Genomic DNA, 13889 nt, shown 5'->3' with positions numbered 1-13889 from the left:
TCCGTTAATTAAGCCAGGCGCCGAGCGGTAACGTCACGTCCAGCAGGCGGTCAAAGGCGTACCACAGTAAAATCCCCATCACCACGCCTGAGATCCCTGCCGCAGGCAGGGTGGCGTTAAACAGCATGCCGATCACCATCGTCAGGATGGCGGTCGCCACCGGGAAGCCGAGCCATTCAAAGCCCCAGGCGTACATCAGCAGGACAATGACCATCACCAGCAGACGCTGCAGAATGCGACGCGGTGGCCACTCGACGGTGTCCGGGTGGCGCAACAGCAGCGCCACCGAGCAGAGCAGCATCAGGCCGACAATGCCCATCGGGAAGGGGCGTGGCCCTACGGGTTCATAGCTGTATTCGCTGTGGATCTGCCAGGCGACAAACATCCCGCCAACGCAGAGCAGCAGCCATATCCCGGCAAAAATACGATCGCTCATAGCGCCTCCGGTTATTTCGCCAGGCCAAAGGCTTTCGCCTGCTCGCGGTAGTCATTCACCTGTTTTTTGACGTACTCATCCAGTGGCTTACCGGTCAGGTTAAATTCAAACAGCCCGCGCAGATCGCGCTGTTTCTTAAACGCTTCGGTCTGCTGGAGTGTGTTGAACGCGTCGACCCACCACTGGTACTCGGCATCGGTCACTTTTGGCCCGACGAAGAACCCGCGGATGATCGGCCAGACCAGGTTGTAACCCTGCTCTTTGGCGGTCGGCACGTTAGCCAGCTGTCCCGGCAGACGGTTTTCCGAGAAGACCGCCAGCACGCGGATTTTGTCCCCGTTCAGGTAGGGCACCATCTCGCTGAGATCGCCGGAAACGGCCTGAACATGGTTGCCCATCAGTGCCGTAACCGGCTCGCCGCCGCCTTCAAAGGCCACGTAGCGCATTTTGTGTGGGTCAACCTTCGCCTGTTGCGCGAGAAGGGCGGCTTTCATCCAGTCCTGGCTACCGATCGACGCGCCTGCGCCAATCACCACGCTGTTCGGATCTTTTTCCATGGCGGTGAGCAGGTCTTTCAGGGACTTCCACGGTGAGTCGGCACGCACGGCAATCATCCCGTAGTCGGTACCGACGGTCGCCAGCCAGCGCACGTCATCCACGCCATAACGGCCAAACTTGCCCTGAGACAGGTTCAGCAGTGAACCACCGGAGAAGGCCACCACCGTCCCCGCTTCCGCAGGTCGTTGTGCGACGATGGCGTTATAGGCCACCGCGCCCACGCCGCCGGGCATGTAGGTCACGCGCATCGGTTTCTCGATGGCCTTCGTCTCCAGCATGCTGACCTGAATCAATTTGCAGGTGAGATCGAAACCGCCACCCGGTTTGGCCGGGGCGATACATTCGGTACGGGACGGGGCGTCCTGCGCCTGAACGACAGAGGTACTCAACAGGAATGCGCTTGCAGCAAGGGTAGAAAGTAAGTGTTTTTTCATCGTTTATCCTCACGCCGGGGTACGGGTATGGGTCTTTTTTCTGATTATGTGAACCGCCTTGTAGCGGTTCCGTTGCGTGATTGTTAAAACAATAACCTTTCATTTCCCTTTCAATGGGGAACCAACTTTACAGGATGTGACATGCGTCTCTTACTCGCAGAAGATAATCGTGAGCTGGCTCACTGGCTGGAGAAAGCGCTGGTGCAGGAGGGCTTCGCCGTGGATTGCGTGTCTGACGGGCGTGCCGCCGACCATCTGCTGCAGGGAGAACATTACGCGGTTGCTATTCTGGACATCGGCATGCCCGGTTTTGACGGCCTGGAAGTGGTCCATCGCCTCAGAAAACGGGGGCAGACGCTGCCCGTCCTGTTCCTGACTGCGCGCAGCAACGTGGCGGACCGGGTAAAGGGCCTGAACGCCGGGGCGGATGATTATCTGCCAAAACCGTTTGAGCTGGAGGAGCTTGACGCCCGGCTGCGTGCCCTGTTGCGCAGAAGCGAGGGGCGCACGCAGGAACGCCAGCGTCTTGGGGAGCTGGAGTATGACGACGAGGGCTTTTTCCTGCTCCGCGATGAACCGCTTTCCCTGACGCCGCGCGAGCTCTCTCTGCTGAAAGTGCTGATGCACCGCCGCACCCGTCCGGTTTCGCGGCAGCAGCTTTTTGACCAGGTGTTCAGCCTGAACGACGACGTCAGCCCTGAAAGTATCGATCTTTATATTCACCGCCTGCGAAAGAAGCTCACCGGCAGCGGCGTGCGGATCACCACGTTGCGGGGGCTGGGATACGTGCTGGAGTGCGGCGATGAGAGGGTTTAAGCCGCAGTCGCTCTACCTGCAACTGCTGCTTTTTCTTGGCCTGCCGCTACTGTTGCTGTGGGGATTGTCAGCCTTTAACAGCTACGTCAGCGCGTTGCAGGCGGCCACGCAGGCTTACGACCGCACGCTGTTATCCTCTGCCCGCACCATCTCGGAACGACTGGAGGTGCGCGACGGCAAGCTGGCGGTGGACGTGCCCTGGGTGGTGCTTGATAGCTTTGAGCTCAACATGAACGACCGGCTCTATTACAAGGTGGTCGACCCCGACGGGCGGGTGATCTCCGGCTATGACGATCTGCCGAAGATGCCGCCTGCAACGTCGCGTACCACGCTCTACCCCGCGCTGGCGTGGTTTTACCATACCGAATATCGCGGGCAGGCGATTCGGGTGGCGCGTCTGCTGCAGCCCGTGAATCAAGATTCTATTTTTGGCATGGCGGAAATTTACGTTGCGGAGACGCTCCAGTCACGCCGCTATCTCGCCAGCCAGTTGCTCTTTTCATCCTGGGTTTCGCAGGGGCTGCTGGTGCTGCTGACGCTGGTGCTAACCGCCTGGATGCTGCGCCGCGTGTTGCGCCCGATGCGCCAGCTCTCCTCGCTGATGGTGCGGCGCGAGCCGGGCCTGCTGGCACCGCTGCCGGAGCTGCTGCCCTGGTCCGAGACCCGGCTGCTGATTGTGGCTTTTAACCGCTATATCGACCGTCTGCGCGGCGTGCTTTCGCGTCAGGAACGTTTCAACGCGGATGCATCGCACCAGCTCAAAACGCCACTGGCGGTACTTAAAACACAGGTGTCTGTCGCGCTTACTCGCCAGGATCCCGCTTTGTGGCAGGAGAGTCTGCGGGCAATGAACGCCACGCTGGATGAGACTATCGTACTCACCGAGCGGCTGTTGCAGCTTTCGGCGGTGAAGGGGAGAGAGCAGGGCGATCGTCAGTTCTCGCCTGTGGATCTGGTTCAGGTGGTGCAGAACTGCTGCTTCTCCCGACTGGCGCAGGCGCGGAGCAAAGGGATCGATCTGGGTTACGACGGTGTGGAGCAGCCGGTCATGATCGAAGGCGATGACGTCCTACTGGGCGAACTGTGCGCTAACCTGCTGGAGAACGCGATTAAATATACGCCAGCAGGCGGGACCGTGACCGTTTTCCTGCGCGCGGAGGCCGGTGCCGTTGAGCTGCGCGTTGAAGACAGCGGCCCCGGCATTGAAGAGGATCAAATTCACCAGGCAATGCTCCCTTTCCACCGCCTGGACAACGTTGGGGACGCTGCCGGTTCCGGGATCGGGCTGGCACTGGCGGGTGACATTGCCCGGCTGCACCGCAGCCATTTGCAACTCAACCGCAGTGAATCCCTGGGTGGCCTGTGTGTCAAAATGCGCTTTCTGTTGCTTGCATAAAAAAGCCGCAAGTTTCAAATCGTTACAATCTTCCCCCCCGCCGCACGCAGAGTGCTTGATCCCCGGGAGACTCAGGTTAAAATCTCGCGGTTTTGGGACTTCTCTATAAAATTGCGCGGGATCATGACAATGAAAAAAGTGGCATTACTGGGCTTCGGCCTGATGGTTGTATCTGCGGCGGCTAACGCCATCAGCTTCAACGGCTCGGCGGGTCAGGACTATACCCACCTGGGCTTTGGCCTGGGAACAGAGACTTCCGGTCTGGCGATGACCGGTGGCTGGACGCATAACGATGACGACGGCGATGCGGCAAGCCTCGGTCTGGGTCTGAACATTCCTCTTGGTCCATTCCTGGCGACCGTCGGCGGTAAAGGTATCTATACCAACCCGAACGACGGTGACGAAGGGTATGCGGCAGCGGTGGGTGGCGGCCTGCAGTGGAAAATTGGCGACAGCTTCGGTCTGTTTGGCGAGTATTACTACTCTCCGGACTCGCTCTCCAGCGGTATCGACAGCTATGAAGAAGCCAACGCCGGCGCGCGCTGGACCATCATGCGTCCGATTACCATCGAGGCGGGCTATCGCTACCTGAACCTGGCGGGCAAAGACGGCAACCGCGACAACGCGCTGGCCGACGGTCCCTATGTGGGCGTAAGCGCAGGCTTCTAATCCTGTCGGCGCGGCGTTCCGTCGCGCCAGTTTCTCTCTTCTCCCTCCCGCGTTTGCGCTATAGTGTTTTCACCAAATAAGCGGGAGAACACAATGATTAACGTGGAGATGTTATCCACCGGCGACGAAGTGCTGCATGGACAAATTATTGATACCAATGCTGCCTGGCTTGCCGATCTTTTCTTTGAGCAAGGATTACCGTTAACGCGTCGCAATACGGTAGGCGACAATCTTGAGTCGCTGGTCAGCATTCTGCGTGAGCGGAGCGAACACTGCGATGTGCTGATCGTGAATGGCGGACTCGGTCCTACCAGTGACGATCTCAGCGCGCTGGCCGCCGCAACCGCAAAAGGTGAAGGGCTGGTGCTGCATGAGGCATGGCTTTCACAGATGGAACGCTTTTTCTCCGAACGTGGCCGCGTTATGGCCCCCAGCAACCGCAAGCAAGCTGAAATCCCCGCCAGTGCTGAGCTGGTTGATAACCCGGTCGGCACCGCGTGCGGGTTTGCCCTGCAGCTGAACCGTTGCCTGATGTTCTTCACGCCCGGCGTACCTTCCGAATTTAAAGTGATGGTTGAGCAGAAGATCCTGCCGCGCCTTCGCGACCGTTTTACCCTGCCTGAACCTCCGCTGTGCCTGCGACTGACCACGTTTGGCCGTTCTGAAAGCGATCTGGCCCAGAGTCTTGACCACCTGCAATTGCCGCCGGGCGTGTCCATGGGCTATCGCTCCTCTATGCCGATCATTGAGCTCAAGCTGACAGGACCGGCGACGCAGAAAGCGGCGATGCTGGCCCTGTGGCCCGAAGTGCAGCGCGTGGCGGGCGAAAGCCTGATCTTTGAAGGGACGGAGGGGTTGCCTGCGCAGATTGCGAAGCACCTGCAGGATCGTCAGCTGAGCGTGACCTTAAGCGAGCAGTTCACCGGTGGCCTGCTGGCGCTGCAATTGTCGCGCGCCAGCGCGCCGCTGCTGGCCAGCGAAGTGGTGCCGTTCCAGCAGGAGACCCTGGCGCAAACCGCCCGCTGGGCCTCGGAGCGACGGGTTAAACATTTTGCCGGTCTGGCGCTGTTCGTGGGTGGGCTGGATGAGGAACACCTTAACGTCGCGCTGGCGACGCCGGAGGGGACCTGGGCTCTGAGGGTCAAAATGAGCATCACTCGCCACAGTCTGGCGGTGCGTCAGGAAGTCTGCGCCATGATGGCGCTGAATATGCTGCGCCGCTGGCTCAATGGCAAAGAGGTCGCCAGCGAGCACGGCTGGATTAACGTTGTTGAGTCGCTGTTCGTCGAGTAATGTTTGTGCCGGGGCGTTCGCCCCGGCCATGTTCAGCCCAGCGCGTTCGCCAACAGGGTAATCGGATGCTCACAGCGCTTGCTGGTGGACATCTCGATCTGCCATTTACAGGTTTCGCAGTCGGTCACCACGATATCCGCGCCGCTCTCTTCGATCTGTCGGAACAGCGGGGCGCCAATCGCCTGGGAGGTTGCGTAGTTTTCGCGCTTAAAGCCGTAGGTTCCCGCAATCCCGCAGCAGCGCGAATCCAGCACCGTCAGCTCAAGTCCGGGAATTAACCGCAGCAGCTCAAGCGTATAGAGCGACCAGCCCATTTTCTCCATATGACACGGGGTGTGATACACCACTTTCAGGGGCAATTTCCCCAGCGGCAACGTCTGCCCGCTATCGAGCTTGCGCCACAGGAAGCGTGTCGCCAGCTCGATGTGCTCGCGCAGGCCGGTATTATCCACGTCCAGCAGATGCGGGTACTCATCGCGCAGGGTGAAGGTACAGGTGGACGAGGTCGCCAGCACCGGAATACCTTTATCGACAATCGCTTCGCGCAGTGACGTGACATTGCTCTGAGCCTGCCTGCGCGCTTTATCGGTAAACCCGTTGGCGATCAGCGGTACGCCGCAGCACTTCTCTTTGTTCAGTAGCTGAATGCCCGTTCCCATGGCGTTTAGCACCTTCAGCAGATCTTTGCCCAGCTGCGGGTGGTTGTAATTCACATAGCAGCCGTGGAAAAAGGCCACCTGGTCGGCGTACTGCGCCTGCTCCGCCGCGACGGATTTGTACCAGCGGCGGAAGGTGCCGTGAGAATATTTCGGCAGGCTGCGGTGATGGTCTATCTTCAGCGTGGCATCCAGCAGCTGGCGCACCGGTTTGAGGGCGGTCGCGGCATTGACCAGCGGGGCAAACGGCGTTGAGACGCTGCCCATCAGGTCGGTATGGCTGAGGATGGCATCGCGCAGGGACGGCTTTTGCGTGCTGTAGCGCGCCCTGGCGCGCTGGATGATATCGCCGATTTTCACATCCGACGGGCAGGCAACTTCGCAGCGTTTGCAGTTGATACAGTATTTCAGCGCCTCGTCGTACAGCTTACCGTCCTTCAGGCGCAGACGCTCGCCGTCAGGCCCGGCCTGTTTCGGTCCGGGATAGCGCGGGTTCACGCCGCTGACCGGGCAGACGGTTGTGCAGACCGTGCATTTAATGCAGCTTTCAAAACGGGTATCGTTCATTGTTCCGCCTCCGCGCGCTGGCTAATCTGCTCTGCCACATACAGCGCCGTGACGGCGCAGACCCCGCCACCGCACCCCTGAGTTATGGGATCGTACCCGCCCAACAGCGAGCCAATGGCAAAGAGATTCCTGACGGGCTTACCGGACAGTTGCGGGTGCAGTTGGTTATCAACCATCACGCCGAACTGTTGCCAGGGCTGCGGCGAGAAGAAATCACTCTGATACCAGTCCGCGCGGGACGCGCCTTGCCGGACATCAAGCCCCATAATGGCTTCCCGGATGCCCTCCCGGCTGCTCAGCAGCCCGTTGCTGAAGAAACTGCCGCTTGCCAGCACCGTATAGCGGGCGCGAAGCGGAATATCACCGTGGTTGCGGGTCCAGATTTCACTCACCGCGCCGTCCGTCAGGGTGATTTTTTTCACCTCGTCACCCGCCATCCACACGCCGCCCTGCGCCACAAACTGGCGCTGGATCTGGGTATGCAGGCGAATGCCGGGCACGGAAGGGGGAAGCGTTGGCAGCAGGCCGAGCGAGCAGGGCAGACGGTCCGACAGCCAGCGCCACAGGCGGTTATCGCTGAGTCCAAAGCAGGCAGGCATCAACAGCGTATCGCAGGTTTCACCGAGCGGTCTGAGCGCCTCATACAGCAGCGGCCATCTGTCTTCGTTATCCAGAAAGCGGGCGATATTCACCGCGCGAAACTCGCTCGGGTTTTCGCGCAGGACATCCAGTTCAGGCAGTTCTATCTCTGCCGTCTCGGCGTTCACGCCCTGGCGACACAGTGACGCCGCCGCAAGATGGGGCTGAAAATCCAGAAAGCCGCTAATACCCACGACCCGTACCCGTCCTGTGCTCACAGGGGCAACGGGGACCTCCTCCGGGCTGAGCCATGCGGAACGCAGGGTGCCAAGCGGCGTGATGCGTTGATGATTTTGCCTGGCGCTCCCCTTCAGACGCGCACCGCAGTCAGCCAGCAGCGCTTCGGTTTCCAGCGCAAAGCGGTCAATATGCTGCGCGCCAACCCGATGATACGGGTGCTCCGGCGGCAGTTTGTCGCGGTACGTGTCGTCCACCAGATCCAGCGATCCCGACGAGAAGTGCAGGGCACTCTGCCCCCGGGTGATAATGGCGCAGCGCAGCCCCTGCTTCGTGAGCTTGATGCCACAGAGCAAGCCCGCCAGCCCGCCGCCGACAATCACGGTATCAAATTTCATCGTGTTGCTCCTTCTCAAGACCGCAAAGCCCCTGGTAGACCCAGCGGGTAAACTCGCTCTCACGCAGGGCATCGCCCCAGGCGACAGGCTGAATGCCTTTCCAGCGCTCGTTTAAAAAGGCGCTGAGCTGATCGAGCGACTGGGTGGCAGTCGTGGTATGAAAACGCTGCAGCAGACCCGCCGCACGGCAGGCGCACAGTTCACCCTGGCAGGTTCCCATGCCGACGCGGGTGCGACGGCGGAGATCGAGCAGGCTCTTGACCGTCAGGTTCTCCACCGCGTATTGCACCTCGCCCGCGGTGACGGCTTCGCACTCGCACACCAGGCTGCGGCTCAGCCGACCTTCGCCGAGCCAGACCGGCGTTCTGTCCCCGTGGCGGTAAATCGCGGAACCGCGCAGCGGGGCGGGCAGGGAGATGATTTTTTGCAACGTTTTTTCGGTGGACTGACGCGATCCTGGCAGCGGTTGTTCTGCCGTCACGCACGGCTTGGTATTCCCCAGCTTGCGGCAGACTGCATCGGTGGCCCATTCGGCCATCAGGCGGTAGGTCATTAATTTGCCGCCTGTAATGGTGATAAATCCGTCCATGCCGTCGCGTTCGGCGTGGTCGAGCAGCACGATGCCCCGGCTAACGTTACGTCCGCTCGGATCGTTATCGCTGGCGACAAGAGGACGCACGCCCGCGTAGGCACGCAGAATACGCGTCTGGGCCATCACCGGGGCCAGTTTCTCGCCTTCACGCAGCAGGATATCCACCTCTTCGGCGGTCACGCGGTTGTAGTCAATGTCGCTGTAGTCGACGTGGGTTGAGGTCGTACCAATCAGCGAAATGGTATCGCCCGGCACGAGGATATCGGCATCAGACGGTTTGCGGCAGCGGTTGATCACATGGTTATTGATGCGATGGTCGAGGATCAGCAGCGAGCCTTTCGCCGGGAACATGCGCACCGACAGGTCAGCGTATTCTGCAATGCGCTGCCCCCAGATCCCCGCGGCATTAATGACGACGGAGGCAAACAGCTCGCTGTGTTCGTGGTATTGCGTATCAAACACCCGCACGCCGCAGACGCGATGGCCTTCGCGGATAAGTCCGGTCACTTCATGTCCGGTCAGAATGCGCGCCCCATGTTCCCGGGCATCCAGCATATTGGCGGCGGTCAGGCGGAACGGATCGACGGTGCCATCCGGGACTTTCACTGCGCCAATAAGCGCCGGGTTGACCGACGGTTCCAGCTGCCGTGCCCGCGCCGGATCCATGGCCTCCGCCTGAATACCTGCTGCGTTACAGGCGGTGATAAAGGTTTCCTGAAAGGCGAGGTCATCTTCGGGAAGGGTGATAAAGAGGCCATCGGTCGGTTCAATGCAGTGGCGGGCGATACGCTTGAGGATCTGGTTTTCCGCAATACATTCCCGTGCCGACTCACCGTCAGTGACGGCGTATCGTGCGCCGCTGTGAAGCAGGCCGTGGTTACGCCCGGTCGCGCCCGTGGCAATATCGTGGCGTTCCAGAAGCGTGACGCTTAATCCGCGAAGGGCGCAATCGCGAGCGATACCGGCGCCGGTGGCACCACCGCCAATGATAATCACATCGCTGTAGCGAGGATCGTGAATTGTCATTGTCTTCCCTTAATGTTCGTTTTTTTATCATTTAGCCACATGAAAACTGTGGTTTGTTTGATTTCGAACATAAACGCACGAAATTCGAAAGTGAAACGTGATTTCATGCGCTTTTTTGCGCATCCTGTCATATTTCTGTAACAATCTGTGCGTTGATTCACAGTAACAATCACCATGATTTCTTAACATCCCCGGCTCTGGAATTCAGGTGCGAGCCACCTGCTCATTCAATTCAAGGCCACGGAGGCTGTCATGCTCAGTATTTTCAAACCCGCGCCGCATCGGGCGCGTCTGCCAGAGGCAGAGATTGATCCGCTATACCGTCGTCTGCGTTGGCAAATTTTCCTGGGGATCTTCTTCGGGTACGCGGCGTACTATCTTGTGCGTAAAAACTTTGCGCTCGCCATGCCGTATCTGGTGGAGCAGGGCTTTTCACGCGGCGATCTGGGGTTCGCGCTGTCGGGGATCTCTATCGCGTATGGTTTTTCCAAGTTCATTATGGGGTCCGTGTCAGATCGCTCGAATCCGCGCGTGTTTCTGCCCGCCGGTCTGATTCTGGCGGCTGCGGTGATGTTGTTCATGGGTTTTGTGCCGTGGGCAACCTCCAGCATTGCCGTTATGTTCGTGCTGCTGTTCCTCTGTGGCTGGTTCCAGGGGATGGGATGGCCGCCATGCGGACGTACCATGGTGCACTGGTGGTCGCAGAAAGAGCGCGGCGGCATTGTGTCGGTGTGGAACTGCGCGCATAACGTGGGTGGCGGTATTCCGCCGCTGCTGTTCCTGCTGGGGATGGCCTGGTTCAACGACTGGCACGCTGCGCTCTACATGCCTGCGTTTGGCGCCATTCTGGTGGCGATTATTGCCTTCGCGCTGATGCGCGATACGCCGCAATCCTGCGGCCTGCCGCCGATTGAAGAGTATAAAGACGACTATCCGGATGATTACAGCGAGAAGCACGAAGAAGAGCTGACCGCGAAGCAGATCTTCATGAAGTACGTGCTACCTAACAAACTGCTGTGGTACATCGCGGTGGCCAACGTGTTCGTTTATCTGCTGCGTTACGGCATTCTGGACTGGTCACCGACCTACCTGAAAGAGGTGAAACACTTCGCGCTGGATAAATCCTCCTGGGCCTACTTCCTGTATGAATACGCGGGGATCCCGGGCACGCTGATCTGCGGCTGGATGTCGGACAAAGTGTTTAAAGGTAACCGTGGTGCAACAGGCGTATTCTTCATGACCCTGGTGACCATCGCCACCGTGGTGTACTGGCTCAACCCGCCGGGCAACCCGGGCGTAGACATGGCCTGTATGATCGTCATCGGCTTCCTGATTTATGGCCCGGTCATGCTGATTGGCCTGCATGCCCTGGAACTGGCACCGAAAAAAGCGGCGGGCACGGCGGCAGGCTTTACCGGTCTGTTCGGCTACCTGGGCGGTTCAGTCGCGGCGAGCGCCATCGTGGGCTACACCGTGGACTTCTTCGGTTGGGACGGCGGCTTTATGGTGATGATTGGCGGTAGCGTGCTGGCGGTACTGCTGTTGATTGTCGTAATGATCGGTGAGAAACGTCACCACGCTGAAGTGCTGGCGCGTCGTCAATAAGGAACATGACCATGAAATTATCTCATTTAACCACCGGTCTGCTGCTGGCGGGCCTGATGACAGGCTCCGCGCTGGCGGCGGATAAAATCGTGATTGCCCACCGCGGCGCGAGCGGCTATCTGCCGGAGCATACGTTGCCGGCGAAAGCAATGGCCTATGCGCAGGGCGCGGATTATCTGGAGCAGGATCTGGTGATGACGAAGGACGACCAGCTGGTCGTCCTGCATGATCACTACCTTGACCGCGTAACGGACGTGGCGGAGCGTTTCCCGGACCGCGCGCGTAAAGATGGCCGTTTCTACGCCATTGATTTCACCCTGGCGGAGATCCGCTCCCTGAAGTTTACCGAAGGGTTCGAGATTGAAAACGGCAAGAAGTTACAGGTCTATCCGGGACGTTTCCCGATGGGCAAATCTGACTTCCGTATTCACACCTTCCAGGAGGAGATAGAGTTTGTTCAGGGGCTGAACCACTCGACCGGTAAAAATATCGGTATCTACCCGGAAATCAAAGCGCCGTGGTTCCATCATCAGGAAGGGAAGGATATTGCCGCGAAAACCCTGGAGGTCCTGAAGCAGTACGGCTACACCAGCAAGAAGGACAAAGTTTACCTGCAGTGTTTTGACGCCGCCGAGCTGAAGCGCATTAAAACCGAGCTGGAGCCGAAGATGGGGATGGATCTCAATCTGGTGCAGTTGATTGCCTACACCGACTGGAATGAAACCCAGGAGAAACAGCCAGACGGGAAGTGGGTGAACTACAACTACGACTGGATGTTTAAGCCGGGCGCGATGAAGCAGATTGCGCAGTACGCTGACGGCATCGGGCCGGATTACCACATGCTGGTGGCAGAAGGCTCCACGCCGGGTCACGTCAAGCTGACGGCGATGGTGAAAGAGGCGCATGCCAGCAAGATGCAGGTCCATCCGTATACCGTGCGTGCAGACCAGCTGCCGCCGTATGCCACGGACGTGAATCAGCTTTATGAGGTGTTGTATAACCAGGCGGGCGTGGACGGGTTGTTTACGGATTTCCCGGATAAAGCGGTGAGTTTTTTGAAGGATTAACACTGGAATTGCCGGGTGGCGGCTGCGCCTTACCCGGCCTACGAACTAACCCTCTCCCACAGGGAGAGGGAACCAGGGCAATTACATCTCGATCTCAATATCGCCTTTTGCCCGGCAGCAGCAGGGCAAAATTTCCCCTTCGTTGATAAAGGCCAGCGGTTCAGTCAGCCAGTCCACCTGGCCGGCGACCAGACGGCAGCGGCAGGAGCCGCAATAGCCGGAACGACACTGGTACTCTACTTCTACCTGATGCGCCTCAAGCGCCACCAGCAGAGAAGGATGCTCCTCCCGACACAGCACCTCAGTGCCGGAAAGACTTAACGTAACGCGTGACATCAGAGCTGGAAGTCGCTCAGGTCGTCAGTGTTGACTTCAGAATCAATCTGACCGACCAGGTAAGAACTCACCTCCACTTCCTGAGGCGCAACCTGCACGTTATCGGACACCAGCCAGGTGTTGATCCACGGGATTGGGTTAGAACGCGTCTGGAACGGCAGGTCGAGACCGACAGCCTGCATACGGATGTTGGTGATGTACTCAACGTACTGGCAGAGAATGTCTTTGTTCAGGCCAATCATGGAACCGTCGCGGAACAGGTAGTCTGCCCACTCTTTCTCCTGCTGAGCTGCCAGCACGAACAGGTCATAGCACTCCTGCTTGCACTCTTCGGCGATTTCCGCCATCTCCGGGTCATCCGTGCCGCTGCGCAGCAGGTTCAGCATGTGCTGGGTGCCGGTCAGGTGCAGGGCCTCGTCGCGGGCGATCAGACGGATGATTTTGGCGTTGCCTTCCATCAGCTTACGCTCGGCAAAGGCGAAGGAGCAGGCGAAGCTCACGTAGAAGCGGATCGCTTCCAGCGCGTTGACGCTCATCAGGCACAGGTACAGCTGTTTTTTCAGCGCGCGCAGGTTCACGGTAACGGTTTTACCGTTCACGTTATGGGTACCTTCGCCCAGCAGGTGCCAGTAGCTGGTCATCTCGATCAGTTCGTCGTAATAGTGCGCAATGCCTTCCGCACGCTTCTGGATCTGCTCGTTGGTGACGATATCGTCAAACACCACCGCCGGATCGTTCACGATGTTGCGGATGATATGCGTATAAGAGCGGGAGTGAATCGTCTCGGAGAACGCCCAGGTTTCCACCCAGGTTTCCAGCTCGGGAATGGAAATCAGCGGCAGCAGCGCTACGTTCGGGCTACGGCCCTGAATGGAATCCAGCAGCGTCTGGTACTTCAGGTTGCTGATGAAGATATGCTTTTCGTGATCCGGCAGCGACTGGTAATCAATGCGATCGCGGGAGACGTCTACTTCTTCCGGACGCCAGAAGAAGGAGAGTTGCTTTTCAATCAGCTTTTCGAAGATGTCATATTTTTGCTGATCGTAGCGTGCCACGTTGACCGGCTGGCCAAAGAACATCGGCTCTTTGAGCTGGTCGTTTTTCGTCTGTGAAAATGTGGTGTATGCCATTGCGGTGAGTCCTGTTGAGATTTTATTGCCCGGCAACACTGCGTTTGCCGGGCCTACAAAACCGTAGGCCGGGTATGCGTAGTGCCACCCGGCG

13 protein-coding genes are annotated in these 13889 nt (G+C 58.9%); 6 read left to right on the top strand and 7 right to left on the bottom strand.

The features are described from left to right. Positions 1-4: 4 nt before the first annotated feature. Positions 5-436, bottom strand: a complete 432-nt coding sequence (locus BFV64_RS15570; protein ID WP_014884622.1) for a tripartite tricarboxylate transporter TctB family protein — start codon at positions 434-436, stop codon at positions 5-7. A gap of 11 nt (positions 437-447) precedes the next feature. Next, positions 448-1428, bottom strand: coding sequence for a Bug family tripartite tricarboxylate transporter substrate binding protein (locus tag BFV64_RS15565; protein ID WP_045281815.1), 981 nt, complete (start codon positions 1426-1428; stop codon positions 448-450). A gap of 141 nt (positions 1429-1569) precedes the next feature. Between BFV64_RS15565 and tctD the strand changes: the two genes are divergently transcribed. The 4 genes from tctD to BFV64_RS15545 all read left to right on the top strand — a co-directional run bounded on the left by tctD (position 1570) and on the right by BFV64_RS15545 (position 5602). Next, positions 1570-2244 carry a transcriptional regulator TctD gene (gene tctD / locus BFV64_RS15560; RefSeq protein ID WP_014884620.1) on the top strand — a complete coding sequence of 225 codons (675 nt, stop codon included), beginning with the start codon at positions 1570-1572 and terminating at the stop codon, positions 2242-2244. Then, positions 2231-3640, top strand: coding sequence for a sensor histidine kinase (locus tag BFV64_RS15555; RefSeq protein WP_023330956.1), 1410 nt, complete (start codon positions 2231-2233; stop codon positions 3638-3640). Before tctD ends, BFV64_RS15555 begins: the two co-directional genes overlap by 14 nt. A 129-nt stretch (positions 3641-3769) precedes the next feature. After that, positions 3770-4309: a YfaZ family outer membrane protein gene (locus BFV64_RS15550; protein WP_023330955.1), complete on the top strand. Its 540-nt coding sequence runs from the start codon at positions 3770-3772 to the stop codon at positions 4307-4309. Between the two features lie 93 nt (positions 4310-4402). After that, the gene (locus BFV64_RS15545) at positions 4403-5602 is read left to right on the top strand and encodes a nicotinamide mononucleotide deamidase-related protein YfaY (RefSeq protein ID WP_045281816.1); all 1200 of its coding nucleotides are present in this window, start codon (positions 4403-4405) and stop codon (positions 5600-5602) included. Positions 5603-5634: 32 nt separating this feature from the next. Here the strand turns inward: BFV64_RS15545 and glpC are convergent, their stop codons facing one another. From glpC to glpA, 3 genes are read right to left on the bottom strand one after another with little or no spacing between them, the layout of a single operon-like run. Beyond that, entirely contained in the window at positions 5635-6825 is a 1191-nt protein-coding gene (gene glpC, locus BFV64_RS15540; RefSeq protein ID WP_069602262.1) for an anaerobic glycerol-3-phosphate dehydrogenase subunit GlpC, read from the bottom strand. Beyond that, positions 6822-8039 carry a glycerol-3-phosphate dehydrogenase subunit GlpB gene (gene glpB / locus BFV64_RS15535; protein ID WP_014884615.1) on the bottom strand — a complete coding sequence of 406 codons (1218 nt, stop codon included), beginning with the start codon at positions 8037-8039 and terminating at the stop codon, positions 6822-6824. Before glpB ends, glpC begins: the two co-directional genes overlap by 4 nt. After that, positions 8029-9657, bottom strand: a complete 1629-nt coding sequence (gene glpA, locus BFV64_RS15530) for an anaerobic glycerol-3-phosphate dehydrogenase subunit A (RefSeq protein WP_045134327.1) — start codon at positions 9655-9657, stop codon at positions 8029-8031. Before glpA ends, glpB begins: the two co-directional genes overlap by 11 nt. Before the next feature lie 252 nt (positions 9658-9909). Between glpA and glpT the strand changes: the two genes are divergently transcribed. Both glpT and glpQ read left to right on the top strand, forming a co-directional pair. Next, complete coding sequence (gene glpT, locus BFV64_RS15525; protein ID WP_014884613.1) at positions 9910-11262, top strand: glycerol-3-phosphate transporter; 1353 nt, start codon at positions 9910-9912, stop codon at positions 11260-11262. An 11-nt stretch (positions 11263-11273) separates the two neighbouring features. Next, the gene (glpQ, locus tag BFV64_RS15520) at positions 11274-12329 is read left to right on the top strand and encodes a glycerophosphodiester phosphodiesterase (protein WP_045268969.1); all 1056 of its coding nucleotides are present in this window, start codon (positions 11274-11276) and stop codon (positions 12327-12329) included. An 81-nt stretch (positions 12330-12410) separates the two neighbouring features. Here glpQ and yfaE read toward each other — a convergent pair whose 3' ends face one another. After that, positions 12411-12665: a class I ribonucleotide reductase maintenance protein YfaE gene (gene yfaE / locus BFV64_RS15515; RefSeq protein WP_008500234.1), complete on the bottom strand. Its 255-nt coding sequence runs from the start codon at positions 12663-12665 to the stop codon at positions 12411-12413. Beyond that, positions 12665-13795, bottom strand: a complete 1131-nt coding sequence (gene nrdB / locus BFV64_RS15510) for a class Ia ribonucleoside-diphosphate reductase subunit beta (RefSeq protein WP_014884611.1) — start codon at positions 13793-13795, stop codon at positions 12665-12667. The genes yfaE and nrdB overlap by 1 nt, the downstream gene beginning before the upstream one ends. Between the last annotated feature and the right edge of the window lie 94 nt (positions 13796-13889).

Source organism: Enterobacter kobei (assembly GCF_001729765.1).
Lineage (GTDB): Bacteria > Pseudomonadota > Gammaproteobacteria > Enterobacterales > Enterobacteriaceae > Enterobacter > Enterobacter kobei.
The sequence above is the reverse complement of the archived record's forward strand: the minus strand, read 5'-3'. Positions and strand labels throughout refer to the sequence as shown.

What these genes read in the sequence shown, in the direction of transcription:
- BFV64_RS15570 (WP_014884622.1), bottom strand. Translation starts at nt 436, where the DNA reads ATGAGCGATCGTATTTTTGCCGGGATATGGCTGCTGCTCTGCGTTGGC.
- BFV64_RS15565 (WP_045281815.1), bottom strand. Translation starts at nt 1,428, where the DNA reads ATGAAAAAACACTTACTTTCTACCCTTGCTGCAAGCGCATTCCTGTTG.
- tctD (WP_014884620.1), top strand. Translation starts at nt 1,570, where the DNA reads ATGCGTCTCTTACTCGCAGAAGATAATCGTGAGCTGGCTCACTGGCTG.
- BFV64_RS15555 (WP_023330956.1), top strand. Translation starts at nt 2,231, where the DNA reads ATGAGAGGGTTTAAGCCGCAGTCGCTCTACCTGCAACTGCTGCTTTTT.
- BFV64_RS15550 (WP_023330955.1), top strand. Translation starts at nt 3,770, where the DNA reads ATGAAAAAAGTGGCATTACTGGGCTTCGGCCTGATGGTTGTATCTGCG.
- BFV64_RS15545 (WP_045281816.1), top strand. Translation starts at nt 4,403, where the DNA reads ATGATTAACGTGGAGATGTTATCCACCGGCGACGAAGTGCTGCATGGA.
- glpC (WP_069602262.1), bottom strand. Translation starts at nt 6,825, where the DNA reads ATGAACGATACCCGTTTTGAAAGCTGCATTAAATGCACGGTCTGCACA.
- glpB (WP_014884615.1), bottom strand. Translation starts at nt 8,039, where the DNA reads ATGAAATTTGATACCGTGATTGTCGGCGGCGGGCTGGCGGGCTTGCTC.
- glpA (WP_045134327.1), bottom strand. Translation starts at nt 9,657, where the DNA reads ATGACAATTCACGATCCTCGCTACAGCGATGTGATTATCATTGGCGGT.
- glpT (WP_014884613.1), top strand. Translation starts at nt 9,910, where the DNA reads ATGCTCAGTATTTTCAAACCCGCGCCGCATCGGGCGCGTCTGCCAGAG.
- glpQ (WP_045268969.1), top strand. Translation starts at nt 11,274, where the DNA reads ATGAAATTATCTCATTTAACCACCGGTCTGCTGCTGGCGGGCCTGATG.
- yfaE (WP_008500234.1), bottom strand. Translation starts at nt 12,665, where the DNA reads ATGTCACGCGTTACGTTAAGTCTTTCCGGCACTGAGGTGCTGTGTCGG.
- nrdB (WP_014884611.1), bottom strand. Translation starts at nt 13,795, where the DNA reads ATGGCATACACCACATTTTCACAGACGAAAAACGACCAGCTCAAAGAG.